The organism is Nostoc sp. UCD121, from assembly GCF_014222285.1.
Classification (GTDB): Bacteria; Cyanobacteriota; Cyanobacteriia; order Cyanobacteriales; family Nostocaceae; genus Nostoc.
This window is the reverse complement of sequence record NZ_JACKZS010000055.1, coordinates 12,842-38,963: the sequence shown is the minus strand read 5'-3', so window position 1 is coordinate 38,963 and position 26,122 is coordinate 12,842. Positions and strand designations below refer to the sequence as shown.

Sequence of the window (26,122 nt, the reverse complement as noted above, 5' to 3'; positions counted from 1 at the left end):
CCCTACTCTCATTCTCTATGCCAAGTGCATCTTTAAAACGCTACGGGGTGCTTTACGAACTCTGGCTAAAACGGTTTCTTTGCCTAAACGTTGGCAAGCTTCATACCGATGGCAACCAGAAAAGCCATAATATTGTCCATCTACTTCTAGGACATCAATAGGTTCTTGCTGCCCAATCTCCGCAATCGATTCCATTAAGGCTTGCACTTTATTTGGATCGTTTGCACGGGGCAATGGCCGTTTTATCTGATTTAATGGAATTTCTTGGACTCTAACCATAAGGAGTTTATCCAACTAGTTCTATTTTGTGTCTTTAAATAAATCATAGTCGTTATGACTTCGTTTTGCAACCTGTATTTGGGGCAAAACTGGTAATGGTATCATTGGAGCGCTCATGCGACAAAAAGACCGCACTGCAAAGCAATTGGAAAATAAGCTCCAACGCCGCATTAGGGGGCAAAAGAAGCTCGATATGCTGCGCGTAGCTTGCTTTCCCATAGGGGTACGCTATCAGGTAGCCATGAAATTTTTGTTTTGGCGTTTTTCCCACACTGTGCTGACGACATTTTGTCTATTGGGACTGACTGCTGCATCAGGCCCTGAGAGTAACATCCAGGATATAGAATTGAAAATTGGGATTGTGCAGCGATTTGGTTCACAACCCACAGCCAAACTGCAACTGGAACCGACAAAAGGCGATCGCTTAAAGCTAAAATTTCAAGCGGGTAACAAGCAGCAAATCCTGGTGACAAAGAATCCTGTAAAGCTGGAAACAGTTATGCAAGCTTTACCCCAGCTAGCAGTTGAAGAAATGGTAGTCTTAGGCACATACCGTACTTTTGAAACTGCGGAAGATAGTGCTAAGAAATGGCGTTCTCAGGGAATAGAAGTGGAAATCACCCAGCCAGAACGCTGGCAGGTTTGGGCTAAACGAGATGTTTATAGCACTCCTTTATTGCGACGCTTACTATTGCAGAACATCCAAGCTTCTAATAAAGATAAAGTATATCTTGATACTAAAGTTTTAAAACAAGTGCCGCAAGTTAGTTGGGTGGTAGATGGTAAACGCTATAGCCCAGATGATTTGGAAATCAGCACTGATAAAAACTTGATTCGGGTGAATAAAAGCGAAAAGCCAGAAAATGCTCGTCTTTATTCTGGACAGCTGAATTTGCAGCCAAATGCTTACGGCACATATACTTTAGTTAACCAAGTCCCTTTAGAAACTTATTTACGTGGGGTTGTGCCTTACGAAATAGGAACGGATGCACCAAAGGCGGCGCTAGAAGCCCAAGCAATTCTCGCCCGGACTTATGCTTTAAGAAATTTACGCAGGTTTGCCGCAGATAACTATCAGTTGTGTGCTGATACTCACTGCCAAGTTTATTATGGGCTAAATGGAGCGGCGGCTAAAACAGATCAAGCGATCGCCTCCACCAGGGGTAAGGTAGTAACTTATAAAAACGAACTCGTAGATGCCCTGTATTCTTCTACTACAGGTGGTGTTACTGCTTCCTTCAGCGATGTTTGGAATGGCGACGATCGTCCCTATTTGCGCCCTGTACTAGATGCTGCGACTAATTTTTGGAACTTGTCTAAGCAGAGTTTGGCAGATGAAAAGAACTTCCAGAAATTTATTAATATCCAACAGGGATTTAACGAGAGCAAATGGGATGCTTTTCGTTGGCGCAAGGAAACCCGTTTAGAAGATATTATCAAGGACTTGCAGAAATTTTTGCAGGTCAAAAACAGTCCTCACGCCAAATTTAAGACAATTCAGGCTATGGCAGTGGTGAAGCGAAGCGAGAGTGGACGCATTCTGGAACTCGCGGTTAAAACTGATAAAAGCACCTTTATTCTCCACAAAGACGAAGTTCGTAGTGCCTTTGCTGCTCCTACAAGTACGCTTTTTTACCTAGAACCTCTGAATAAAGGCAAACCAGAACTGTGGGGATACGCTTTTATTGGTGGTGGATTAGGACATGGAGTTGGCTTGAGTCAAACTGGCGCTCAAAATCTAGCAAAACTAGGTTGGTCAAGTCCTAAAATTCTCCAATTTTATTATCCTGGTACTCAGATTCAAGTTCTCAACAAAGAGATTAAATTCTAAGCTAAACCTCGTCTACCTTAAGAACCGTAGTTTTGTAGGCTGGGTGCAGCGATCGCGTAACCTAATATAAATAAGGTGGTAATGTTGGTTTACGTTTGGCTCCACCCAACCTACATAAATATATTTTTTAAAAAACTCTAGGTTTCAACATAGATGAGGTTTAGAAAAAGTTTCTATCTCCTACCTCTTGCCTCTATCTTGAGGTAGGAATCAGGAGTCAATAAAAGGCAAAATTGCTGAGGTAGAACTCCATACTAAAAAATTAAGCAGGAACACTAAATTTACTGTGTTCCTGCTCAATATAAAATCAGGCTTTTTTTCAAAGTGGCTTTAAGAGGCACACACAAATTGATGTTTAGTATTGCAACATTGAGACCTTGGACGATCGCTCAGTCAAGATGTTGAATCACTATAATCACCAATAGAAATAGGTATTTGGCTATTTAGTTTTGCTCTTAATAAAGTTCTTCTTCTTTGTGAGTTTCGATTGTGACATTAGAAGTTGGGTAAGCAACACAGGTCAGTACATATCCAGCTTCTATTTGATCGTCATCTAAGAATGATTGATCGCCTTGATCGACAGTACCTGACACGAGTTTACCTGCACAAGTAGAGCAAGCACCAGCGCGGCAAGAGTAGGGCAGGTCAATACCAGCTTCTTCAGCTGCGTCTAAAATATAGGTATCGTCCTCAACATCAAGGGTTGTGTTCAGCCCTTCAGCCTCGTTGACTAGTGTCACTTTATAAGTTGGCATTGAGTAATCCTCTCTTTTGTGAACGGCAGTATAAGTTATCTTAAGGCAAAGGTCGCGGCTGTTCTTGAGAATTAGCCGCTAGTTTATATTTGCTTCAATTCTGATACTACGAGAAAAATTAAACTATGTAACTCGAAATTGAAGCCGATTAGTAATGAAATTTTGTTGCTTAATCCCGATAAGTTTTATTTATGTATTTAATGCCCTAGTTGGGCTGTCATAATAAAAAACTATGTTCTAACTAAGAAAACATGATTAAATTTGATATTATTTAAATTTACAACAAGGCTAATCACCCATAAAATCAGACTTTTGTCAAGACAATCAAAAAACTTGAGAGGTTGTTTGAAATCAAGAAACTTCTTGCAACAACTCCGAAAATTTCAAGACTAATAAAAACCTATTTTTAAGCAGGTCACATAATGAGTTTGTGCCAAGTGTGCCAAGTTTTTATATAAAATGATCGTGTATAATTCAGGAGCAGCTTTGGAAAAAGCAAGAGTGCGTGTAGGTTTGGTAGGTACTGGGTATGCAGCAAAGTTCCGGGCTGAAGCATTGCTCCATGATGAGCGATCGCAGTTGATAGCGGTTGTTGGTCATACCGCAGAAAAAACAGAAGCCTTTGTCAGAGAGTACCAGATTAAAGCATTGAGTTCTTGGCAAGAACTAGTAGAACGTGAAGATGTAGACTTGGTAGTAATTTGCACTGTTAATCGAGATCATGGTGCGATCGCTCGTGCAGCACTTACCAACGGCAAACATGTAATTATAGAGTATCCCCTTTCCTTGGATGTAGTCGAAGCAGACGAACTGATTGCCCTAGCCAAAGCACAAAAAAAACTCTTGCACGTAGAACACCTAGAACTTTTGGGTGGTTTGCATCAAGCCTTGAAGCAAAACGTAGCCAAAATTGGTGAAGTGTTTTATGCTCGCTACAGCACCATCAATCCCCAAAATCCTGCACCCCGTAAATGGACTTATAACCACGAGTTGTTCGGTTTTCCCTTAATTGGGGCCCTGTCTCGCCTACATCGCCTCATCGATTTATTTGGTACAGTATTTACTGTTAACTGTCATCAGCGATATTGGGAAATAGAACCGGAATATTACCAAACCTGTTTTTGCACTAGTGAACTGTGCTTTAACAGTGGACTTTTAGCCCAAGTAGTCTATGGCAAAGGCGAAAGTATTTGGCAATCAGAACGCAAGTTTGAAGTTCACGGAGAAAAAGGTGGTTTAGTCTTTGATGGCGACACAGGAATTTTCATCCAGCCAGGGGAAACAACATCTATAGAGGTTGGCCCTCGTCGGGGTTTGTTTGCCAAAGACACAGCTATGGTGTTAGACCATCTTTTTGATGGTACTCCTTTGTACGTTACCCCAGAGCAGAGTTTGTATACCTTAAAGGTTGCTGATGCTGCTCAAAGAGCTGCACAGACAGGGTTCACTATGTTTATGTAAGTTTGTCTAGATAAAAGTTAATGAAAACTGAACTAATTGTCATTTTATCCCAACGAGAAATAGAGAAAATGCGTCAAGCTGGGCGTTTAGCAGCCAAACTTCTCCAGCATCTAGAACCGTTTGTGAAGCCAGGGGTTAGCACTCTGGAACTAAATGATGAAGCCGAACGTTGGACGCAAGCGCATGGAGCAAAAAGCGCACCTCTTGGCTATAAGGGTTATCCCAAATCGATTTGTACCAGTGTCAATGAGGTAATTTGTCATGGCATTCCTAACGCCAAGCAGATTCTCAAAGACGGTGACATTATTAATATTGATGTAACGCCCATTGTTGAAGGGTATCACGGCGATACATCGAAGACATTTTTTGTTGGCACTCCTTCCCCAAAAACGAGAAAGCTGGTAGAGGTGACAGAGGAGTGTTTGCGTCTGGGTATTGCTGAAGTGAAACCGGGGGGACGGATTGGCGATATTGGTGCAGCTATTCAAGAGTATGCTGAAGGGCAAGGCTTTTCTGTAGTGCGAGATTTTGTTGGACACGGCATCAGTAACATTTTCCACACTGCGCCGGATGTTCCTCATTATGGTACTCGCGGTAAAGGCAAGCGCCTGAGGCCGGGGATGGTTTTTACTATTGAGCCAATGATTAATGAAGGTACTTACGAAGTCGAAGTTCTCGGTGACAAGTGGACTGCGGTAACGCGCGATCGCAAACTATCCGCTCAATGTGAGCATACCTTAGCTGTAACTGAAGATGGCGTTGAAATCCTCACTCTACCTGAAGGTGAGAATTACTAAGAGTACTCTAAAGGCTACTGGCAACAATTTTGGGTTTTCGAGACGCGATAAATCGCCGTCTCTACAAGTGTTTTGTTGCTCATTGTGGTATTGAATTTGGTATCACTATCTTCCCAACTTATTAGGAATACCTTCACAACCACCAGGAATAGTAGCTCTAGTTTTTTCGCCACCCCAAGTACAACAGTAGCAACGTGCAGATTCAGGCATCCGTTGCACATTACTGAAATCGGCATTTTCCACTACAGCGCCAGTTTGTTCGCCGGTTTCATAATCTGGCGGTTCGGTGCGGCTACGGGGCGATGCTTTATCTACTAAACCGTAGAATAGGCGAATGCCGTTGATGTCGGCACCACTGAGATTAGCATTATATAAAATTGTGCGGGAGAGGTTGGCTTTTACTAAGTCACAACCGGTCAAATTAGCACGGACAAGATTAGCTTCGCTGAGGTCAGTCCAACGTAAATCAGTACCGGAAAGGTCTGCTGCGGCTAGCATTACACCTAAATCGATGACACGCAAACCTTCCAGACGGTCTTCTGCATATCCGCCAGTCCCATCGAGAATGGCTCGACCTAATAAGCGATCGCGTTTTAAGGGTGACAACAACTTGGAACGTGAGAGAAAGCGGAGAATTTTCGCTTTACCACTACCATCTACGCTACTTAAAATTGCCGCAGTGCGTCCTTCAGCGATCGCTCTTTCTTGGGGCCAATCTTCTAATAATCCTTCTTCATCTAACACCAAGTCTGAAATGCCTTGGAAATAAGAATCAATTGTCTGTTGCTGGGTGATAATATTTTGCTGAACTGTGAGCAGGTTTTGCTGAATTGTCAAGTCTTTGGAAATAACATATTGCCGCCACGCTACATAAACGGCAATGATGGCGATCAGAATTTGTCCCAAAGCACCAAACCAATCTGCTAGGGTTCCAGCAATATCCCAGTTAATTTTGCGTCCTAAAGCAAGTAAGCGATCGCTCACACCTGTGAACCTAATCAAGCCGATGATGGCTACTAGTAATCCCAAAAAGGCCACAAACAGGGTGCGTTCTTGGGGTGAAAACCACTCCTTTAAAACTTCTTGGAACCAAGGCAATAATATGGCTAAGGATAACAGCAAAGTTATCAGCGTTCCGATAATGCCAACGATCCAGTTATTGAGGATAATTCCAATAAAGGTAATGGCGATCGCTATTAGAGTAATCAGCAATGCCCTTGGCTTAACTATAAATTGGTTGCTAGTGGGTTGCTTGACCTCAGAACGGGCTTGTTGTAAAGCATTTGTATATTGCGGAGATTTCAAAGATGCGATCGCCGCTAGTGCTTGTTGTGTCGCTAGTACTTCTGAGCTTAGGTTTTTCTCAGTTGCACCCCCGTCAAAGTCATCAGGTTGCAAGTCCTTTTCAGGTATTGGTTCTGGGGTTGGTGGATTAGAGGAATCGGATTCAATCGTCATGTTTTCTATTTTGCCCTCTCAATCCAAGTTATGCAGCGTTTCTACCGGAGTAAATTGTTAAAAAATAGGCTAAAGATTATCCTGCTTGTCCTAGTGGCAACTACCACTATTGCCCTAACAGTCATTGCCAGACCTGTTGCTCACCTGACTTTAACAGCCTGGAGCGATCGCGATGACCGTCAACCCCTGCCTCCTGGCACGGTTGATGATGCCAGTCACCTGAATCAGACACAGGTGACAATTAAGCAGATTAAAAGTCAGCCTGGAGTTACTGAGGTGCTACTACAGTCTGTACTTAGAGATGCTTTACGTCAAGGTAAGAAGGTAGCGATCGCTGGTTCCCGCCATACTATGGGTGGTCACACTCTGTATGCTAAAGGCATCTCCTTGGCGATGCTTAACTTCAACCGGATGCAATTCAATCCGGCGACTAAAATTCTGACGGTACAATCAGGAGCTAAATGGTCTGATATTATTCCTTACCTAAATGAACGTGGCTATTCTGTTGCCGTGATGCAGTCCAACAATGATTTTTCTGTTGGCGGTACGATGAGCGCCAATGCTCATGGCTGGCAACATAATAGTCCCCCCTTTGCTAGCACGGTCGAAAGTTTCCGGTTAATGCTGGCAAGTGGCAAGGTTGTACAGTGTTCCAGACAGGAAAACCCAGAGTTATTTTCTCTCGTTTTAGGCGGTTACGGATTATTCGGGATTATTCTTGATGTGGATTTGAGAGTAGTACCCAATGAGACGTATATAGCTGAACGGTTCGTGATTAAAAGCGAGAACTATATTGATACCTATCGGCAACGGATAGATGGTGCAGCCAATATTGGTATGGCATACGGTAGACTTTCTGTTGCACCGGAAAGCTTTTTACAAGAAGCTATTCTCACCACTTACCGCCAAATTCCCCAAGGAAGTCGGGCTATTGTCTCTTTAGAAAAACAGTCAGATTCTGAATTACCTCGGACGGTTTTCCGTGGCAGCATTGGCAGTGACTATGGCAAAAACTTGCGCTGGCAACTAGAAAAAATCGTTGGGGGAGAAGCCGGAAGCCGGGTTTTGAGAAACCAGATTCTCAACCGTCCCTCCACCTTATTTGAAAATCGTCATCAGGCAGAGACTGACATCCTGCATGAGTACTTTATTCCCCCTCAATTTCTGGAAGCTTTTTTAGAGAAGTGTCGCGTGATTATTCCTCAGTCCAAAGGGGATTTGCTCAATGTCACGGTGCGAAATGTTCACCAAGATAACGACAGTTTTCTCAGATATGCCGATGGGGAAGTTTTTGGATTGGTGATGCTGTTTCATCAGCAACGCACTCAAGAGGGGGAGGAAAAGATGGAGGTAATGACCCAGAAACTGATTGAGGCAGCCCTAGCGGTTGGTGGTAGGTATTATCTACCCTATCGTCTTCATGCCACGCCTGAACAATTTCGTCGAGCTTATCCACAATCTGCTAAATTTTTCGCCCTCAAGCGCAAGTATGACCCGGATGGGGTTTTTCAGAATTATTTTTATCTGAAATATGGCGGTTAAAAGGGAATACGGTTTGGTTAAGGCTTTAAGCTTTGTCAAAGTAAATTTTTTAACGAACCGCAAAGGACGCAAAGGACGCAAAGGAAGAGATAAGGAAGAAATTCTTATGTATTGAGTTAAAAGGGGGTATCTCTGACTAAGACATTAGTTGACTGTTTAATTCTGTCCGAAGTGTTGATACATGTTGTGGGGTGGGCATCTTGCCGCCCTGATTAATCAGCGTGTAAGATATCCACCCCACAAAATTGAGTAATTTATTTGTTGGAATTCCCAGTCCTTTGCCCTCAATTAAGGTGCAAGGGCATTACCCCGAATTAGACTACCAATGGTTTTGGCAGTAATCTTCAGTTGGGTGATGGGATTAGCTGGGACAACCGTTTTATACAGATAGCTATCGAATGTTAGCCGTTGTACATCAAGGTCATCACACATTTCCACAAACGCTTCGCGGGTAGCGTCGGAACGATAGAACACGCTTTGCAGAATGTCCAGCACCTTGTAGGTGAGTCCGTATCTTTTATCCCAACGCTTCAGGTAAACCTTGAGGTCGCCTTCTGTAGGAATCCGGCTACCACCGTTAGAGGTTTCTACAATGGTTTCGGCACACATCCGCCCAGATTTAGCGGCAAAATAAATACCTTCGCCAGAGGATTTGGTAACATAACCGGCAGCATCTCCCACCAAAGCGATGCGACCAACGACACGACGGGGACGGGGATGTTCAGGGATGGGGTGTGCTTCGACTTTGATGATTTTACCGCCTGCCAGTTTCTCGGAAGCACGGGCGCGGATACCAGCTTGTAACTGTTTGATGCTGGCTTTATTGATGTGCATTGTGCCAGTACCGACAGCTACGTGGTCATATTTGGGGAAAACCCAAGCGTAGAAATCGGTCGAAACGTCATCACCAACATACATTTCGGCGAGGTCGTTATAGTAGGCCATTTTGTCTTCGGGTAAGCGAATTCGCTCTTGGAAAGCGATCGCATAATTGTAATCCCCAGCGTCCATTTCTTTGGCAACGCGAGAATTAGCCCCATCTGCCCCAATGATTAAATCCACCTTCAGGGTTTTGGCAATCCCCTGTGAGATACCTTCTGTATGGTCAACGTAATGGATGGTATAGGGATCGGTATTGTTTCCTGGTATATCAAGTTTATGAACAGTGGCATTAATTAAATTTGCGCCTAATTTTGCCGCGCGATTACGCAAAAAGCCATCCAGCACTTCCCGGCGGCACATTCCTATATATTCATCTTCATTTACCAGATTAATATCAACTTCCCGATTAGAAGGTGAAATCATTTTCATCTTCCGTACCCGGCGATCGATAATCTCTGGTGGTAAGTCAAATTCACTCACCATACAGAGGGGAATTGCTCCCCCACAAGGCTTTGCATTGTCTAGCTTCCGCTCAAATAAGTAGGTTTCAATCCCAGAGGCTGCCAGTGTTTCAGCGGCAGATGAACCAGCAGGGCCTGACCCAATAACAGCAACCCGTAGTGTCAAAGGTCTTTCTCCCAAATCTTCACATTTACCGAGAGCATACTACCACGGTCTTTCTAGTGATTTGGCGCTTTTCCTCTAGGTTTCTGCTTAAATGCAATATTCCTTAATGTTTCGATACGAATTGAGGGTTGGGAATTGGGAATTGGGCATTGGGAATTGGGAATTGGGAATTGGGAAGAATGAAGAATATTGCCTAGTCCCCAGTCCCCAATATGCAGATTTCCTTGTTCGATTCTTTTACTAGACAAGTTAGTGCCGCCGCAATTACCGGATATCAAAAGCACATTTCCCCACACAAAGGTTTTGCTTGTGCCCACAGAATACTATATGGCGGCGAATCTTGCTCTGGGTACTTCAAGCGGGTAATTGCTAAGGAAGGGTTAAAAGTAGCATTAGTCAATAGTCGTGAACGATTTCAAGCTTGTAAAGAAGCTAACCATATTTTGCGGAAACACGCAGTAGCTTTCCGCTATGTGTCTATGCAAATCGAAAATTCCGAAGAATCCACAGAGGAGGAAGCAGAAACACAGCAACGAAAACAAGCATCTGGTAAAGTTGGTCAAACATCATTTATTAACAGCAACAATACTGAATGTTTAGATTGTGCCGATTTGGGCTGCAATTGTGCCGAGATACTTAATATGACTCCTGATTGTAGTCCCCCGGATTGTGGTTTTCTTGATTGCAGTGGCGCTGATTGTAGCTTCCTCGACTGCGGCAGTTGCGGTAGCTAAATCTTGTTCATCTATAAATAACTATGTATGGTATATGTAAGACACAGTAATCCTACCAAGGATCTGTAGATTTAGTTGCAGAGGTATAGCAGCAGTGGGCATAGTAGTTGAGAATGTCTCCAAACAATTCGGGAGTTTCAAGGCAGTTGATGAGGTTAGCCTGGAAATTAAGAGTGGTTCGTTAGTTGCGTTGCTTGGCCCGTCGGGGTCGGGTAAATCTACGCTATTACGGTTAATTTCAGGTTTAGAAATGCCAGATAGCGGCAAAATCCTGCTTACTGGTAAGGATGCTACATACCAAAGCGTGCAGCAGCGCAATATTGGCTTTGTATTTCAGCACTATGCCCTATTTAAGCATTTGACCGTCAGGCAGAATATTGCTTTTGGCTTAGAAATTCGGAAGGCACAGCCAAAGAAGATTAAAGGAAAGGTAGAACAATTACTAGATTTGGTGCAATTGAGTGGATTAGGCGATCGCTATCCATCACAACTTTCTGGTGGTCAAAGACAACGGGTAGCCTTAGCAAGGGCATTAGCAGTAGAACCTGAAGTGTTACTCCTAGATGAACCCTTTGGCGCACTTGATGCTAAAGTCCGCAAAGATTTACGGGCATGGTTACGCCGCCTACATGATGAGGTTCATGTTACCACGGTTTTTGTCACCCACGACCAAGAGGAAGCAATGGAAGTTTCCGATGAAGTTGTGGTCATGAATAAAGGGCGCGTGGAACAGGTAGGGACACCATCGGAAATATATGATAATCCTGCCACCGCATTTGTGATGAGCTTCATCGGCCCGGTAAATGTATTACCCAGCAACTCGAAGATTTTTCAAAGTAGCGGGTTTGATGCGCCACATCCACAAGTATTTTTGCGTCCGCAAGATGTGATTTTAGAAAAGGTTGCTAACGGTACTACTACCGTTGCGACAGTGAGCCGATTGATACATTTGGGTTGGGAAATTCAGGTAGAATTAACTTTCGATGATGGGCAAGTGGTGATGGCGCATTTAACACGCGATCGCTTTAATGACTTAGAGTTAGAACCGAAACAGCGTATATATGTCAAGCCAAAGGATGCGAAATCCTTCCCGGTGTCTTATTCAATTTAGACTTTTGCCAGTTTCCCAATGGTCAAAACCCCTAGCTAATAGCTGAATTATACAGCGATTAACTAGGGGTTTTAATCTACGTAAGTAGGTCGGCGCAATTAAAGCTAACTGGCTAAGGCTGTCATTTTTCATTGGTAAGGGTTTTAAGCTTATTTCCATTTCGGAATATACATCAATCACAACTTTTCAAACATCCTCTTAGGCTAGAGGGATAACAACACCGAAACTTCCAAGATGAAAACCCTAATTATTGATAATTATGACTCTTATACTTTTAATCTTTACCAATTAATTGCAGAAGTAAATGCAGAATATCCCACTGTGATTTACAACAATCAATTTACATGGGATGAACTGCAACATTGGGAATTTGACAACATTGTAATTTCACCAGGGCCAGGCCGTCCTGAGAATCTAAAAGATTTTGGGATTTGTAGTCAAGCTATTCAAAATACCCAAGTACCTCTTCTAGGTGTTTGTCTTGGACATCAAGGACTTGGTAACGAGTATGGAGGAAAAGTTATTCATGCACCTGAAGTTCAGCATGGTCGGATCAGTGAAGTTTATCACAGTGGTACTGATTTGTTTGCGGGGATTCCTTCTCCTTTCTCTGTTGTGCGCTACCATTCTTTGCTGGTTGCAAATGACCTACCAGACTGTTTAGAAAAAGTAGCGTGGACAGAGGACAATCTGGTGATGGGAATGCGCCATCGATCCTTGCCGCTATGGGGTGTGCAGTTTCATCCAGAGTCAATCTGTACTCAATATGGACAAACCTTATTCGAGAATTTTAGAGAGATTACCCTAAAATTTGCTCAAGAGCGCGGCAATAGTCCGAGAAAACACTATTGGGTAGGAGATAGCGGTGATGCTTCCATACCTGCAAGTTCTTGTTCCCAAAAACAGCAACAGGAATTTCAACTTTGTACACACAAGCTGAATTTGTATCCTGATAGCGAGCAAATGTTTGTGCATTTGTTTGGCGAATCACCAAATACCTTCTGGCTAGACAGCAGTCTGGTTGAATCTGGTCTTTCTCGCTTTTCCTTTATGGGAGATAGCAGTGGCGAAAACAGTCTGCTGATTCGCTATCAGACGCGATCTGCCGTAGGCGGCAGCGCTTCGCTAACGCAGGAACTCACCATTACACAGTCCGATACCATAAGCTGTAAGACAAAGGGGATTTTTGAATATCTCCAGGATGAAATTGAACGACGACATTGCCCATCTGATCATTTACCCTTCGATTTCAACTGCGGGTTTGTGGGTTACTTTGGCTATGAACTAAAAGCAGAGTGCGGATCTAAATTAAATCACGCCTCTAGCTTACCTGATGCCATGTTTCTGTTGGCCGATCGAATGATTGCAGTCGATCACCAGGAGCAAACCCTCTATCTACTTTGCCTAATTCAGCAGGGACAATACGAATTAGCAGAAGCCTGGTTTGAATGGATAAAACACCAGATTGACCATCTTCTTCCCCTATCGCCTATTGTTCCACCAGAAGTTCAGACACCTGTTATTTTCCGATTAAGTCGGTCTGAAAAGACTTATCTTGAGAATATTCAGATGTGTTTGCAAGAAATTCACGAAGGAGAAAGTTATCAAGTTTGTTTAACAAACAAGATTCACACAGACACAACACCCGATCCCCTGGTATTCTATCGTTCATTACGCCGCATCAATCCTGCTCCCTACTCTGCATTTTTGCGCTTTGGCGATGTAGCGATCGCCTGCTCATCTCCAGAGCGATTTCTGCACATTGATTGTCAAGGCTGGGTGGAAACAAAACCCATTAAGGGAACGCTACCACGAGGAAAAACACCCAACGAAGATTTTATCCTGCGTGAAAAATTGCAAAACAGTGAAAAAGATCGGGCTGAAAATCTGATGATTGTGGATTTGCTTCGCAATGATTTAGGACGGGTTTGTGCAGTCGGCACTGTCCATGTTCCCAAATTGATGGATGTAGAAACCTATGCGACTGTACATCAACTGGTGACGACTATTCGCGGTCATTTACGCGCTGATATGAGCGCCACAGACTGCATTCGCAACGCCTTTCCCGGCGGTTCAATGACAGGCGCTCCCAAACTCAGAACCCTTGAGATTATCGATCGATTAGAGCAAGAAGCACGGGGAGTTTACTCAGGAGCGATCGGCTTTTTGGGATTGAATGGTTCGGCTGATTTGAATATTGTCATTCGTACTGCTGTGCTGACTCCAGAGCAAACCTCAATTGGCATTGGCGGCGGCATTGTGGCGCTTTCCGATCCTGAAATGGAGTTTCAAGAAACACTCTTGAAAGCAAAGGCGTTGATTCATGCCATGATGATCGCCACGCATGGAGCCTTTGATTCTAACCAATATTATATCCAGGGACTAGAAACAGAGGCTTTTGATAGCTATAAAAAAGTGCGAGCAGTTTACTAGCCGCCGCTAACCCCAGTTGGGTAACTCGCTCAAAATCTCAACAGGTGGGATTTTTGTTAGACTACTCATCTGTGCGTAACCAATATTAAAAAAATAGGGTTTAACGCCTTAATCCTCAATTGGATATCAACAAGAGGCAGGGGAAGAAAAAGAAAAAGGTGTATTCATGGCTATTTCAGTAGAAAAAATTACTAAAATTTTCTCTTTATTTCACGATAATCTAACTTTTTCGCGTTGCTCCCCTTGTTCCCTGCCCCCCTGCCTCTTTTTCAACTCCGATCGCCCAAATGAGGTAAATTCGTTAAGACAACCCTAACAGGGATATCCTCTGATAATCCCCGTTCCCGTTCCTCTAACATATTTGTCAAATTAACTGTTAATTTTTTAGTTGTTGGGCTTTATAACAAAGACTACTAACAACTTTATTTAAGATGCTAACTCTGTTAAAAACAATTCGACATGCGATCGCAAGTTGGTGGTCTGAGTTCACCCTCCAGACTAAGCTGCTGGCTGTGGCTACATTGGTGGTTTCCTTGGTGATGAGTGGTTTGACCTTCTGGGCTGTGAATACAATTCAGCAGGACGCGCGGATGAATGACACCCGCTTCGGGCGTGACTTGGGTTTGCTGCTTGCTGCCAATGTTGCCCCCCTCGTGGCTGACAATAATCTCACAGAGGTTGCCCAATTTTCTCAACGCTTCTACAGCAGCACCTCTAGCGTGCGTTATATGCTTTACGCTGATGAAACCGGGGAAATCTTCTTTGGCATACCTTTTTGGGAAGCCGAGGTAGAAAATTCTCTCACCATTAAACGGCGAATACAACTGCCAGAAGATTACCCTGGTGATGGGGAAAAGCCGATGGTGCGGCAACACATGACCCCAGATGGGATTGTTACCGATGTATTTATTCCTCTGATAGTTAATAAGAAATACTTAGGTGTATTAGCGATCGGTATCAATCCCAATCAAACTGCTGTCATCTCCACCAATTTTACCCGCGATGTCACCATTGCCGTTTTTATCACGATTTGGGTAATGGTGATTTTGGCAGGAGTAATAAACGCTTTGACCATCACTAAACCTATAAAAGAACTCCTGGTGGGGGTAAAGGAAATTGCTACCGGGAATTTCAAGCAGCGCATTGATTTACCTTTAGGGGGCGAACTAGGGGAGTTAATTTTAAGCTTTAATGAGATGGCAGAGCGATTAGAACGCTATGAAGAACAGAATATTGAAGAACTGACCGCCGAAAAAGCCAAGCTAGAAACCCTAGTTTCCACGATCGCAGATGGTGCTGTGTTGATTGATAACAACATGCAGGTGATATTAGTCAACCCCACAGCGCGGCGGATTTTTGGCTGGGAAACGGCTGATGTGGTCGGCTGCAATGTGTTGCATCACTTGCCGCCAGCAGTACAAATGGAAATCAGTGGCCCATTGTATGAAATGGCAGCAGGCGAATGTGAAAGTGCCGAATTCCGCATTTTTCTTAACCAACCCACCCAACGAACAATCCGTATTCTCTTAACTACAGTACTCAACCTGCAAAGAGAAAGCATCAAAGGCATTGCGATTACCGTCCAAGACATAACCCGTGAGGTGGAATTAAACGATGCAAAAAGCCAATTTATCAGCAACGTTTCTCACGAACTACGAACGCCTTTATTTAACATCAAAACCTATATTGAAACCCTGCATGACTACGGCGAAGACTTAGGATTAGAAGAACGGCAAGAGTTCTTGCAAACAGTTAACCATGAAACCGATCGCCTAACCCGCCTAGTTAACGATGTATTAGATTTATCAAAACTCGAATCTGGTCGTCAGTATAACTTCGATGGAGTGGATCTAGCCCAAGCGATCGAGCAAACATTGCGTACTTACCAACTCAATGCAAAAGATAAAGGTGTTGAACTTCTTCAGGAAGTTGATACTGATTTACCCCTGGTAATGGGTAATTACGATCTGTTAGTACAAGTTTTTGGCAACCTAATTGGTAATGCCCTCAAATTTACCAAAGCTGGTGGTAAAGTAGCAATCCGCGCTTACCAACTAGATTTCAAACCCAATCACAGCCAATCTTCTCCAGTGCGGATTGAAATTTCCGATACTGGAATTGGCATCGCTACAGAAGACCAGCACTCAATTTTTGAACGCTTCTTTCGCGTAGAAAACCGAGTTCACACCCTAGAAGGCACAGGTTTAGGATTATCGATTGTCAGAAATATCATCGACAGACATCGTAGTAAAGTCCATCTAGTTAGTGAAGTTGGCATTGGCACAACTTTTTGGTTCGACTTAGCCGCCTTTGAGGAAAAAGCGCCACCGATACAAGTTGAAGCTATAACTGAAGCATCCAAAATCACCACTGTTTAAACTTTAGGGATTGGGCATTGTTGTTAATTTCGACCATTTCCTATTCCCAATCCCCACTAAACACCAATCAAGACCTTAATATCACGAACAACAAACAGACCAATAATAAACCTAATAGCAACAGCAAAGCCTGATTGCGTTTTACCCAAGTTTTCACAGTTATTGCAAAACTGTTAGTGTAACGCTGCTGTTCCAAGTCTAACTTTGTCTGTTCAATATTTTGGTAGAGGGTACAGTCTTTGGCGTAGGGACGCTGAGGGAAATTGCAAGTATCATCAGCGTGATAGGTGCAGGTGTCGCACAGATAACTATCCCCAGTGGCGCGGTGCAATGGAATACCGGGATGACCGTAAGCTTTGAGTGTAGTCCGGCAATAGGGACAACTAATAGCTTGACTATCAACGAGTTGATGGCAGTGGGGACAAGATACAGTAGCCAAAACCTTTAGCACAAATAGGTAAACACTTTGATTCTAGCCATTTACAAGTTTAATGGGAAAATAGCTCTCAAAAGTTGAGCCTGTATCAGCAAAAGTACTAATTTTATGATGATAATTTATATTTTTATAAGTGATTTATATAACACAGAGTAATTAAAGGTATGTAATAATCTGGCAAGTATAAGGTTTTGTGCTAAGTCCAATAATTATTTAAAGGTAGAAAAATATTGCCTTTTAATCCTGAGCTATGCCGTAACGAAAGCGAAGTTGAAAGCAAACTCATAGTGCAATATTTGCTACCGCAGCTAGGTTATACTCCTGACACCTGGCATCAAGAAGTTGCCGTTGGTAGCATCCGCTTAGATTTTTTAGCATTTGCTGCACAGGTGATTCCTTTTGTTTTAGATGCCAACTCACCCCTGAGTGTCGTTATGGAGGCAAAGCATCCCAAACAAAACTTAAATAATCATGTCCCCCGACTCAGGCATTATTTAACCAGCTTGAATGTCAGGTATGGATTGCTGACTAATGGCAAAGAGATTAGAATTTATCAAAAATTACAGGCTGATATTCAGTTAATATTTCAATGCTCTGGGAAAGAAGTTGAGATAAAAATAGATCAAATTAAAACTCTAATTGGTAGAGAAAGCTTGAAAGAAGGACAGTTAATAGATAAATCAAAAGTTCAGATAGAAAATAATTCAAATTTTGAGACAAAAAGGCAACATTCAATGAAAACGATTGCAATCTACCACAATAAAGGCGGCGTTGGAAAGACTACTGTTGCAGTCAACCTGGCAGCAGCATTACGTAAAAAAGGTAAAAGAGTGCTTTTGATTGATATAGATTCTCAAGCAAATACTACTTTTGCTACAGGATTAATAAAATTCCAATTTGACGAAGAAGATGATTTACGAGATTCTAACATTTATCATTTATTAGAATCAGGGGATTTTTATTTAATACCCGATGTTACTCGAAAATCACATTACTTTAACAACCCTGAATTGGATGTTATTCCTGCACATATTAATTTAATAGAAGGACAGTATAAACTTAATCAAATTGATGCTAGTAAAACTAGATTAGTTACGAAATTAAAAAAAGTAGAGCAAGAATATGACATTGTTATTATCGATACGCCTCCATCCAGGGATTTATACGCGAAAGTTGCACTTGTAGCTGCTGATTACCTGATCATTCCTTCAGATTTAAAGCCATTTGCAAACCAAGGGTTGTTAAGTGTTAAAAATTTTATTATAGAAGTTAATGAATTTAGAGAAATGATAGGAAAACAACACATTATATTAATGGGTATCCTGGCTTCAAAAATATCAACTAACTCTAAATTTTTACAATATACTTTTCCTAAGCAAAGAAGCGTAATTTTAGAACGTTACAATCTGCCTTTGATGGAAGCAGTAATTTATGATAGAACTGTGCTATCAGAATGTATGAATCAGACTATAACAGTTGGAGATTTAGAATATCCTGATCCCAAATCTGTTATTAAATACGCAGAAGAGTTAAAATCAGATGCTCAAAAATCTGCTATGGAATTTGAAATCCTAGCAGACGAAGTGTTAACAGGAATAGGGTTAAATAAATGATGAATTTCTCTTTAGTAGATGTAAAAAGTATTACTTCTAATGACCCTCGATCAAATTTTTCAGAGACTGATTTGGAAAACCTCGCAGACATAATTATAGAAACAGGAGGAATTATCAGACCATTAGTTGTGAAAGTGACAGGAGTAGAGAGCTATACGTTAATTGATGGACATTTTGAATATTATGCTGCTGTCAGGGCACGAGAAAAAAATCCTCGGCAAGCTGAAATGGTTAATGCCTTTGTCATTGCCCCAAAATTAGAAAATTTAGTTTTAAAGCAAGTTGCATCTCTCAAAGGAATTGATTCTTCTACTAAACCTGTAGCACCACAGCCAGAAATAACCAAGTTAGAACCACGTCTAGCAAATCTAGAATTACGTCTTGAGAAGCAATTCAATGAATTTAAGTCAGAATTTATACAAGAAAGACAGAGAATAGAGAATCAGTTCAAGCAACTTGAAAACCTTATTCCCCAAAAGGGTGAACAGAATAATCCACTTAGTTTATTGAATTCTTTGGATAAAGATGAATTATCTATAAAGTTACAACGCTCTAGAATTCCTGGGGCAGAAAAACTTGCCAAAGCTATAGAAGATGCTCGACATAAGAAACCAAAGCAAAAATTTGAAGATTACCGTGATGTAGTAAAATCTGTTAAAAACTTGGGTGATAAAACAATTTTGACTATTATTGATGAGTGGTCAAGAAGTTATTAGAATCGTAGGTTGGGTTGAGCGAAGTGAAACCCAACCATTAAAGCTTAATGTTGGGTTTCGTTCCTCAACCCAACCTACGCAGGTTAAGATTTTTGGCTCTAGCTGAACCGTATTGCAATATGTCAATGTCTAACCCCGCGCCTGACGCAGTGCATTAAATGCCTTACCTCGCAACCCAACTGGTAACAGCGATAAACCTAAACCAGTCCAAGCTTTAGGAGTTGAAAAAGACTGTCCTGCCAAAACTAACTCTCTGCCTTTTTGCGTTTCACCCTTTTCTATTAAACGCAAACCTAATAATAACTGCGTTTCAGTTAGACGATTTTTCCTGATTGTCTCTATTTTTTCAGAATCAAACTTATAACTTTCTAAATACCGCATTTTATCAAATAAATAAGGAATGGCTCTATTTATACCTTGCTGTTCTGCATGAGTGCGATATTCCATCAATAATTTTGGTAAAAAATAACCCTTTTTTCGCGCCAAAGCTAAACGCACAAATAAATCATTATCCTCGCAGTTTTGCATATTTGGCTGCATAAATCCTAAATCTTGCAAGGTTTTGCGACGAAATAAGGTTGCGCCAACTTGAAAACTTTGGTTAACAAATACAACTTCCAACAAATTATCTACAACACCTGCTGGTAAATTCTTTCTACCCCAGCGATGAGTATTTTCTTGAGTTTTTGCCTCATCCCGCACATTGTTAATATCAATTATCCAATGATCTGTACCAACAAAATCAATGCTAGAGTCTTGAGCAAGAATCGCTGCGGTACTTGCGAGGAAATCTGGTGTGAGCCGATCATCATCATCAAATTTAATAAAATACTCACCACTGGCAGCATCAAAGCCAGAGCGCATATTATTACTTTTACCAATATTTTGCAGATGACGGATATATTTAATCCGTTGGTCTGTATACTGTGACATTAGTTCAGGTGTGTGATCGCTAGAACCGTCATCACAAACAATTAGCTCAAAGTCTTGCTCAGACTGATTCAGTACACTGTCAATGGCATAAGGAAGAAGATTAACACGATTAAAAGTAGGAATGCAAACAGTAATTTTAGGCATATTTTATATTAATAACTGGAAAATATAGAAGATAGAAAGTTTATATCAATTACTAATTTAATACATCGTCAGTCGAGCTATATTTAGCGCATAGTTCTTTGAATTTTATTCATTGTTTTGTTAAGAAAATTATTAGTTTTGGTAATTATACTCGCTGGTTTAAGCTGTTTTGGTCTTTGTTCTGGTTGTTTAAGAAAGCGATAGTGCAAAAATTCATTTGCATAACATATATTAACATCTTGTCCTTGAGATAACTGGGCAAAATCACGAGAAGAATAGCTCATATAATGTATACGATGAATTGGTTTTAAGCCATCTTGATTGTAAAGAACATTATTAATATTGACAAAGGGATCTGCATTGGCACAGTTACCTGTTCTCTCTTCACCGTTGGGGCTAAGTGTAAAGTTAAAAAGTGGGCGATCGCAGCGCAAGGTCATATAGTTAAACAAAAAAGAATCATCCCACCATCCATGTCCATTAATCCACTCAACTTCTTGTTTAGTAATTAATCTCTCCTTCATTATCTCAATTTCTTTAACAGTAAACAATCCTCGCTTAGAGCCAAAAAAGCTAGAACAATGCAGCTTAGGACGTATATCTGCTTCTGTATACAGTCCAGTTTTCTCTATAACTGAAATATTTAACGCTGCAACAGTCCTATCCTTAAGGTGTTCCCAATCATCAAAAACAAAATCTGATGTTTCTAGCTTGTCAATTACATTATTGAGTGGCTTCATTGCCAAACTATCACCATCATAAAATACGAACTTATCAAAAATACCCTCAAAGGCAACAAACTTTCTTTGTAAATGACTTTTGTACCAACTAGGACGTGATAATTTTGTATCTTTTTCCCTTGGATGTGCTGCCCAAACCTGATGAGCAAATTCTTCCCAGTGTTGAATTACGTCCCAATTATCAAATAAGATTACATTTTTTCGATTCTTAATTTCTTTTCTAACTAAATCTAGTTGCTCATTATATGGAATTATACAAATAGGAATATCTGCGCTAACATTCACCTCAATACTGTTTAGCAAAGCTACTAGTTGGTCAAACACCACATCATTAGCCAGGGTGTAGATACCGAAGGAATCCATTTTGATAAATCCTTTTTCTCTTGCAGTGACTGAGTAACGCAAATAATATTCTCGTTATTTTCTGAGCTATTATTCTCGAATCATTATTAGTATACACATCTTTACACTTTATGCTGGGGCAAGGATTAAGGGATTTTGCTTAGTTTTTATGATACTAACATTACTCATTGTTTGTCTGTACCGTCAAAACCTCTACTGTGGCCTCGCTTTTTCCAAAAATGTCCTGTGCGTTAGGACATTTGATTAAAGTACGTGGCAGTGTACCAGTAATGAGAGCTTTTGGGATACAGTCTTAAAAAATCTAGCTGTTGAACAATTGCCTTCTAGAGAATAATCTCAACAACCCGGCGGTTCCTATTCCCCAAGCACCATTAACTAATAAACCTGTGACTATTCCCACAAATTTCCAGCCTCCAGCTATGGGCTGACCCTTGAGTGGCGCAACCACAAACCAAGCTACTAGCGTTGGGGCAATTGCACCAAATACCAATGCTGCTAACCAATAGCTTTTATTATTTTGAAACCGAGGCGCGATTGCTACCCAAATTATTCCCCAAATTCCTCCCCAGAATGCACTTGACCAAATTTGTGGGATTCCAAATGGTTGTGTTGGTGCAGTTGAATAAGGAGTGCGAGGCGTGAAATTCACTGTGTGTAGTAACGCCAACATACCTTGGTTAAATAACAAAACAGACACAAAGCCTGCAATAAATGCTAAGGCAAATCGAGATAAGGCAGCTTTTTTAGTCATTGCTTATAGGAAAATCTCTAGGACTTGCTTCTTAGAGGTGTCTATGATAGTTTGCTAACTAGTATAAAATACAGTGAATCTATCGAGTTGCCGTATTTACGGAATACTATTCTTGATAAAGTCGAAGGAGCTTGGGGTTAAAAGTATGTAAGTACTTTACCAAGATATATGACAAGTAGAAAAGCCAGTGTTGCTGACTGAGAAGATAATGCCTGAAATAAAACTGAATTTTGCAATTCATCCAGAGTATTTCTGAGCAACAAAGCGATCGCAGCGAACAGGTAGTGAGGATAATGAATATACGTATGCAAACTATTCATAACCGTAAAATCAAAGGCGGAGGCTAAACCTTGGCACAATTGGAAACACAACCTCTGGCTTTGTCAAAGGCTCAGAAAAATTGGGTCTTACTCGGTATCGGACTTGGGGTGTTCATGTCTACCCTCGATGTGGGCATCATCAATGTTGCTTTACCCACATTAGTGCAAGCTTTTGGTACCAGTTTTCCGACGACCCAATGGGCTGTATTGAGTTACCAGTTGGTCAGTTCCGGTTTAGTTTTGGGGGCAACCCGCTTGGGAGATATGTGGGGCAAGAAACCCTTGTATCAAGGGGGACTTGTTCTATTTACTCTCAGTTCGCTGTTGTGTGGTTTTGCACCTAGTATTGAGTGGTTGATTGCCTTTCGCGCACTTCAAGGACTGGGTGCTGTGTTCATTTCTGGGCTTGGTTTGGCAATTATTACAGAAGTTTTTCCATCTTCGGAGCGAGGTCGCGCTGTTGGCGTTATCGGTAGTGTTGTATCATTGGGAATTGCTTTTGGCCCTTCCGCAGGCGGGCTGCTCCTAAGCTTATCAGGCTGGCATAGTATATTCTTCATCAATGTACCGTTGGGGATTATCGCTAGTTTCTTGATAGCTCGGGTAGTGCCACCTTCTGTACGCATTCAGGGTAAACAGAGATTTGACTTTTTTGGAGCTATATTGGCTTTATTGACTCTGGGTAGTTTTGGTCTGGGTATGACGCTAGGGCAAAGCCAGGGCTTTGGCAGTACCAATGCACTAGTATTATTAGCGATCGCTACCTTAAGTTTCATAATTTTTTTGGTAGTTGAAGCGTCCATAAAAGAGCCGCTACTAGAACTACACCTGTTTCGCAATCTTCAGTTGAGTATGGGTTTGCTAAGTGGGTGGCTAGCATTCATTGTTATCGGCGGTTCGCTACTCATCGTCCCTTTCTTTCTAGAGAGCGTCAAGCATTATCCGACGGTAAAAGTGGGACTGCTACTAGCTGTGTCACCCGTACTTAGTGGGTTAATTGCCCCACTAGGGGGAATACTTTCAGACCGCTTTGGCGCTCGACTAATCAGCCCAATTGGACTGGGGTTAATGATCGGTGGCTGTTTGGGCATTAGCACCTTTGATGCTCAGATTACTGAGCTAGGCTATGTGTCACGCTATTTTATTTACGGTATTGGACTAGGTTTATTCCAATCGCCCAACAACAGCACTGTTATGGGAGCAGTACCAAGGGAGCGGCTAGGGATTGCTTCTGGGCTACTATCTTTGTCACGTACATCAGGAAACACGGTAGGAGTTTCTTTAATTGGGGCAGTATTCGGAGCATTAATCGCTAGCATGTCTGCGGGTGCAGATGTTTCTGTTGCCCCTCCTGATGCGATCGTTGTGGGGTTCCAAGGAACTTTTCGCTTCGCAGCCTTAATACTTTGTGGGGCAGCAGTCGCATCCGTGTTGAGGATTGGGAAGAGGCAGGGGGAGAATAACTAATCTCAATTAGCAATTACGAATTACTAATCCTAAGGAATTAAATAAATGACAGGTAAATTAAAAGAACAAGTAGCAATTATCACTGGGGCTTCAGCAGGAATTGGAGAAGCAACTGCGATCGCCTTAGCAGCTGAAGGAGCAACAGTAGTATTGGCTGCTAGGCGTGGCGATCGCATTCAGGCATTAGCAGAACGGATTGAAGCTAGTGGTGGCAAGGCATTGCCCATTGTCACTGATGTGACTGATGAAAACCAGGTAAATAACTTGGTGGCAAAGGCAAATGCAGAATTGGGAAGGGTCGATATCCTGGTGAATAATGCAGGGATTGCCTTACTCGGAACCATTGAAGCTGGAAATAGCTCAGACTGGCGGCGATCGTTCGACATCAACGTACTAGGACTGCTATATGCTACTCATGCTGTTTTACCTCTGTTGAAAGCGCAAAAATCGGGGCACATAGTCAATATCTCCTCAGTGGCAGGTCGGACAGCACGGGCGGGTATCGGTGTTTATAATGCTACCAAATGGGGCGTTAATGCCCTCTCAGAAGCTTTACGCCAAGAAGTCCACAAGGACAACATCCGCGTCACCATTATTGAACCTGGTTTGGTGGATACAGAAATTGACAACCAAATTACCGATCCAGTTGCCAAACAACGTATTGAGGAACGACGCAAGGCAATCACACCTCTGCATAGCGAAGATGTTGCTGCTGCGATCGTTTATGCCGTCACGCAACCGTCGCGCGTTAATGTCAACGAAATTCTTATCCGGCCAACGGGACAAGAACATTAAAGTTATAGTGAAATTACTGAATATTTACAGGAAAGGAAATAATCTACATTATATATGTCACTCAGTCGTAGCGACCTCGAAGCCGGAAACGCACAGACTAGACTGTTTGAAGCATCACACTCTGGAATCAAGTTAACTACCCTGAGCAAAGATGAGTTACAGCGATCGCTCCATGAAATACTACAACATCAACTACCAAATTCTGATATCTGGATATTTGCCTACGGTTCCCTGATTTGGAATCCCTTAATCACATACGTCGAGCGCCGTGCTGGGATAATTTATGGTTGGCATCGGCGCTTTTGTACATGGATGATTCTCGGTCGCGGTACTCCAGAGAATCCCGGATTACTTTTAGGACTCGATCGCGGCGGTAGTTGTCGTGGTATTGTTTATCGAATTGCTGCTGCTGATGTAGCATCCGAATTATTGCTGGTTTGGCGACGGGAAATGTTAGCTGGTGTCTACGTTGCCCGTTGGGTAAGAGTATTTGATGGTACACAAGAATTTAAAGCGATCGCCTTTGTTGCTAACCGTCAGCATCCCAGGTATGCTCATCAAGTACCATTAACTACTACTGTTAATAGTATTGCCACCGCATCTGGAAAATTGGGTTCCTGCGCTGATTATCTCTTGAAAACTGTCGATGGATTAATCGCAGAAGGTATAAAAGATAGAAAATTGCTCTTGTTACGCAAACAGGTGCTGGCAAAACAACAAGCGCTTTTAGTTAATGGCGGCTCTACTCCAACTACTAATTATGAATAACTGTTGTGAACCTCAAATTAAATATAAATAATTTAATTGGGTACAATTTTAAATTGTGAAAAATAATTATCCCCAAACGCTAATTTTAACTATTTCTAATCAATACTATTAACATAAATTATCTACTTTATCTCAGAATTTACAGCCGCATTGAGAACTGTTAGAGGTACTAATACCGCGCACAAAAATATCTACACAGGTTTCGATATAGTCCTCACAGCTATAGCTGCCTTGATTAAATTTTGCACTGCGACACAGCATTCCTGCTAATAGCATTCCCGTAAACATATCGACTGCTGGAAATGGAGCGAGGTCTACTCTCACGGTGCCTAGTTTCTGGCTAGATTCCAGATAAGCAACTAGTTTTTCTCTTAAAGGCTTGGCAGCTTCTTGAATCACTTGTTTAGCTGCTTCAGGATGACGTTTAGCTTCTCCAATAAATGTACGAATTAAGTCTTCCTGTGCTTCTAGCATAGTATTATAAAGATGAGCATATTGTCTTAAATCAATTTTTAGATCCTGTGTCCACGCTTCGGGGTATGCAAGAGCTTCGGTCTGGAGTGCCAAGGCATTTTTGATGACTGCTCCCAGAAGTTGTTCTTTACTAGCAAAGTGACGAAATAAAGTCACCTCATTCACACCAGCAACACGAGCTATTTCACGGGTAGTCGCTCCTTGAACACCTAAACTGGCAAATACTTGCGAGGCGGCTTCTATCAAACGTATACGAGTGAGAGTTGATGAACGGATGCTTTTATTCATTTATACTGGCAAGTACTTACTTTCAT

The 26,122-nt window shown here is 41.9% G+C and carries 23 protein-coding genes; 13 read left to right on the top strand and 10 right to left on the bottom strand.

The annotated features are described in order from the left end of the window. Positions 1-15: 15 nt before the first annotated feature. Positions 16-279 (bottom strand): ParB N-terminal domain-containing protein, encoded by a 264-nt coding sequence (locus tag GNF10_RS14205; RefSeq protein WP_012410090.1) that lies wholly within the window; start codon positions 277-279, stop codon positions 16-18. A 115-nt stretch (positions 280-394) separates the two neighbouring features. On the opposite strand from GNF10_RS14205, the gene GNF10_RS14200 reads away from it, so the two are divergent. Next, on the top strand, positions 395-2,110 hold the full coding sequence (locus GNF10_RS14200; protein WP_185584258.1) for a SpoIID/LytB domain-containing protein: 1,716 nt from the start codon (positions 395-397) through the stop codon (positions 2,108-2,110). Between the two features lie 455 nt (positions 2,111-2,565). On the opposite strand, the gene GNF10_RS14195 is transcribed toward GNF10_RS14200, so the two are convergent. Further along, entirely contained in the window at positions 2,566-2,865 is a 300-nt protein-coding gene (locus GNF10_RS14195; RefSeq protein WP_185584260.1) for a ferredoxin, read from the bottom strand. Between the two features lie 459 nt (positions 2,866-3,324). Between GNF10_RS14195 and GNF10_RS14190 the strand changes: the two genes are divergently transcribed. Further along, positions 3,325-4,326: a Gfo/Idh/MocA family protein gene (locus GNF10_RS14190; RefSeq protein ID WP_185584262.1), complete on the top strand. Its 1,002-nt coding sequence runs from the start codon at positions 3,325-3,327 to the stop codon at positions 4,324-4,326. A 20-nt stretch (positions 4,327-4,346) separates the two neighbouring features. Further along, positions 4,347-5,123 (top strand): type I methionyl aminopeptidase, encoded by a 777-nt coding sequence (map, locus tag GNF10_RS14185; RefSeq protein WP_185584264.1) that lies wholly within the window; start codon positions 4,347-4,349, stop codon positions 5,121-5,123. 105 nt (positions 5,124-5,228) lie between these two features. Here map and GNF10_RS14180 read toward each other — a convergent pair whose 3' ends face one another. Then, a complete protein-coding gene (locus GNF10_RS14180) occupies positions 5,229-6,581 on the bottom strand; it encodes a pentapeptide repeat-containing protein (protein WP_185584266.1) in 1,353 nt (450 codons plus the stop codon). 93 nt (positions 6,582-6,674) lie between these two features. On the opposite strand from GNF10_RS14180, the gene GNF10_RS14175 reads away from it, so the two are divergent. Next, complete coding sequence (locus GNF10_RS14175) at positions 6,675-8,123, top strand: FAD-binding oxidoreductase (RefSeq protein WP_185584268.1); 1,449 nt, start codon at positions 6,675-6,677, stop codon at positions 8,121-8,123. A 288-nt stretch (positions 8,124-8,411) separates the two neighbouring features. Here GNF10_RS14175 and chlP read toward each other — a convergent pair whose 3' ends face one another. Then, positions 8,412-9,632 carry a geranylgeranyl reductase gene (chlP, locus tag GNF10_RS14170; protein WP_185584270.1) on the bottom strand — a complete coding sequence of 407 codons (1,221 nt, stop codon included), beginning with the start codon at positions 9,630-9,632 and terminating at the stop codon, positions 8,412-8,414. A gap of 212 nt (positions 9,633-9,844) precedes the next feature. Here chlP and yidD point away from each other — a divergent pair, with 212 nt between their 5' ends. From yidD to nblS, 4 genes are all read left to right on the top strand, one after another. Further along, positions 9,845-10,366 carry a membrane protein insertion efficiency factor YidD gene (gene yidD, locus GNF10_RS14165; protein ID WP_185584272.1) on the top strand — a complete coding sequence of 174 codons (522 nt, stop codon included), beginning with the start codon at positions 9,845-9,847 and terminating at the stop codon, positions 10,364-10,366. Between the two features lie 94 nt (positions 10,367-10,460). Continuing rightward, positions 10,461-11,477 carry a sulfate/molybdate ABC transporter ATP-binding protein gene (locus GNF10_RS14160; RefSeq protein WP_185584274.1) on the top strand — a complete coding sequence of 339 codons (1,017 nt, stop codon included), beginning with the start codon at positions 10,461-10,463 and terminating at the stop codon, positions 11,475-11,477. A gap of 234 nt (positions 11,478-11,711) precedes the next feature. Continuing rightward, positions 11,712-13,910 (top strand): aminodeoxychorismate synthase component I, encoded by a 2,199-nt coding sequence (gene pabB / locus GNF10_RS14155; protein WP_185584276.1) that lies wholly within the window; start codon positions 11,712-11,714, stop codon positions 13,908-13,910. 431 nt (positions 13,911-14,341) lie between these two features. After that, positions 14,342-16,288 carry a two-component system sensor histidine kinase NblS gene (gene nblS, locus GNF10_RS14150; protein WP_185584278.1) on the top strand — a complete coding sequence of 649 codons (1,947 nt, stop codon included), beginning with the start codon at positions 14,342-14,344 and terminating at the stop codon, positions 16,286-16,288. 67 nt (positions 16,289-16,355) lie between these two features. On the opposite strand, the gene GNF10_RS14145 is transcribed toward nblS, so the two are convergent. Continuing rightward, positions 16,356-16,727, bottom strand: a complete 372-nt coding sequence (locus GNF10_RS14145; RefSeq protein WP_185584280.1) for a zinc ribbon domain-containing protein — start codon at positions 16,725-16,727, stop codon at positions 16,356-16,358. A gap of 227 nt (positions 16,728-16,954) precedes the next feature. On the opposite strand from GNF10_RS14145, the gene GNF10_RS14140 reads away from it, so the two are divergent. Together GNF10_RS14140 and GNF10_RS14135 are read left to right on the top strand one after the other, a co-directional pair. Next, a complete protein-coding gene (locus GNF10_RS14140; RefSeq protein ID WP_185607173.1) occupies positions 16,955-18,337 on the top strand; it encodes an AAA family ATPase in 1,383 nt (460 codons plus the stop codon). After that, positions 18,334-19,053, top strand: coding sequence for a chromosome partitioning protein ParB (locus tag GNF10_RS14135; RefSeq protein WP_185582039.1), 720 nt, complete (start codon positions 18,334-18,336; stop codon positions 19,051-19,053). The genes GNF10_RS14140 and GNF10_RS14135 overlap by 4 nt, the downstream gene beginning before the upstream one ends. A gap of 129 nt (positions 19,054-19,182) precedes the next feature. Here the strand turns inward: GNF10_RS14135 and GNF10_RS14130 are convergent, their stop codons facing one another. The 4 genes from GNF10_RS14130 to GNF10_RS14115 all read right to left on the bottom strand — a co-directional run bounded on the left by GNF10_RS14130 (position 19,183) and on the right by GNF10_RS14115 (position 22,304). Next, on the bottom strand, positions 19,183-20,130 hold the full coding sequence (locus tag GNF10_RS14130) for a glycosyltransferase family 2 protein (RefSeq protein WP_185582040.1): 948 nt from the start codon (positions 20,128-20,130) through the stop codon (positions 19,183-19,185). An 83-nt stretch (positions 20,131-20,213) separates the two neighbouring features. Then, positions 20,214-21,233, bottom strand: a complete 1,020-nt coding sequence (locus GNF10_RS14125; protein ID WP_185592066.1) for an Npun_R2821/Npun_R2822 family protein — start codon at positions 21,231-21,233, stop codon at positions 20,214-20,216. Positions 21,234-21,534: 301 nt separating this feature from the next. Then, positions 21,535-21,984 (bottom strand): hypothetical protein, encoded by a 450-nt coding sequence (locus GNF10_RS14120; RefSeq protein ID WP_185585694.1) that lies wholly within the window; start codon positions 21,982-21,984, stop codon positions 21,535-21,537. Between the two features lie 137 nt (positions 21,985-22,121). Then, positions 22,122-22,304, bottom strand: a complete 183-nt coding sequence (locus GNF10_RS14115; protein ID WP_185585695.1) for a hypothetical protein — start codon at positions 22,302-22,304, stop codon at positions 22,122-22,124. A gap of 30 nt (positions 22,305-22,334) precedes the next feature. Here GNF10_RS14115 and GNF10_RS14110 point away from each other — a divergent pair, with 30 nt between their 5' ends. From GNF10_RS14110 to GNF10_RS14100, 3 genes are read left to right on the top strand one after another with little or no spacing between them, the layout of a single operon-like run. After that, positions 22,335-23,771, top strand: a complete 1,437-nt coding sequence (locus tag GNF10_RS14110) for an MFS transporter (RefSeq protein ID WP_185585696.1) — start codon at positions 22,335-22,337, stop codon at positions 23,769-23,771. Between the two features lie 45 nt (positions 23,772-23,816). After that, positions 23,817-24,566: an SDR family NAD(P)-dependent oxidoreductase gene (locus GNF10_RS14105; RefSeq protein WP_185585697.1), complete on the top strand. Its 750-nt coding sequence runs from the start codon at positions 23,817-23,819 to the stop codon at positions 24,564-24,566. Between the two features lie 54 nt (positions 24,567-24,620). Continuing rightward, complete coding sequence (locus tag GNF10_RS14100) at positions 24,621-25,334, top strand: gamma-glutamylcyclotransferase (RefSeq protein ID WP_185585698.1); 714 nt, start codon at positions 24,621-24,623, stop codon at positions 25,332-25,334. 132 nt (positions 25,335-25,466) lie between these two features. Here GNF10_RS14100 and GNF10_RS14095 read toward each other — a convergent pair whose 3' ends face one another. Further along, positions 25,467-26,096, bottom strand: coding sequence for a TetR/AcrR family transcriptional regulator (locus GNF10_RS14095; protein WP_012410065.1), 630 nt, complete (start codon positions 26,094-26,096; stop codon positions 25,467-25,469). Positions 26,097-26,122 lie beyond the last annotated feature (26 nt).

Excerpts from the sequence above, each read along its gene's own strand:
- GNF10_RS14205 (WP_012410090.1), bottom strand. The coding sequence starts at position 279 with ATGGTTAGAGTCCAAGAAATTCCATTAAATCAGATAAAACGGCCATTG.
- GNF10_RS14200 (WP_185584258.1), top strand. The coding sequence starts at position 395 with ATGCGACAAAAAGACCGCACTGCAAAGCAATTGGAAAATAAGCTCCAA.
- GNF10_RS14195 (WP_185584260.1), bottom strand. The coding sequence starts at position 2,865 with ATGCCAACTTATAAAGTGACACTAGTCAACGAGGCTGAAGGGCTGAAC.
- GNF10_RS14190 (WP_185584262.1), top strand. The coding sequence starts at position 3,325 with ATGATCGTGTATAATTCAGGAGCAGCTTTGGAAAAAGCAAGAGTGCGT.
- map (WP_185584264.1), top strand. The coding sequence starts at position 4,347 with ATGAAAACTGAACTAATTGTCATTTTATCCCAACGAGAAATAGAGAAA.
- GNF10_RS14180 (WP_185584266.1), bottom strand. The coding sequence starts at position 6,581 with ATGACGATTGAATCCGATTCCTCTAATCCACCAACCCCAGAACCAATA.
- yidD (WP_185584272.1), top strand. The coding sequence starts at position 9,845 with ATGCAGATTTCCTTGTTCGATTCTTTTACTAGACAAGTTAGTGCCGCC.
- pabB (WP_185584276.1), top strand. The coding sequence starts at position 11,712 with ATGAAAACCCTAATTATTGATAATTATGACTCTTATACTTTTAATCTT.
- nblS (WP_185584278.1), top strand. The coding sequence starts at position 14,342 with ATGCTAACTCTGTTAAAAACAATTCGACATGCGATCGCAAGTTGGTGG.
- GNF10_RS14135 (WP_185582039.1), top strand. The coding sequence starts at position 18,334 with ATGATGAATTTCTCTTTAGTAGATGTAAAAAGTATTACTTCTAATGAC.
- GNF10_RS14130 (WP_185582040.1), bottom strand. The coding sequence starts at position 20,130 with ATGCCTAAAATTACTGTTTGCATTCCTACTTTTAATCGTGTTAATCTT.
- GNF10_RS14125 (WP_185592066.1), bottom strand. The coding sequence starts at position 21,233 with ATGGATTCCTTCGGTATCTACACCCTGGCTAATGATGTGGTGTTTGAC.
- GNF10_RS14120 (WP_185585694.1), bottom strand. The coding sequence starts at position 21,984 with ATGACTAAAAAAGCTGCCTTATCTCGATTTGCCTTAGCATTTATTGCA.
- GNF10_RS14115 (WP_185585695.1), bottom strand. The coding sequence starts at position 22,304 with ATGAATAGTTTGCATACGTATATTCATTATCCTCACTACCTGTTCGCT.
- GNF10_RS14105 (WP_185585697.1), top strand. The coding sequence starts at position 23,817 with ATGACAGGTAAATTAAAAGAACAAGTAGCAATTATCACTGGGGCTTCA.
- GNF10_RS14100 (WP_185585698.1), top strand. The coding sequence starts at position 24,621 with ATGTCACTCAGTCGTAGCGACCTCGAAGCCGGAAACGCACAGACTAGA.
- GNF10_RS14095 (WP_012410065.1), bottom strand. The coding sequence starts at position 26,096 with ATGAATAAAAGCATCCGTTCATCAACTCTCACTCGTATACGTTTGATA.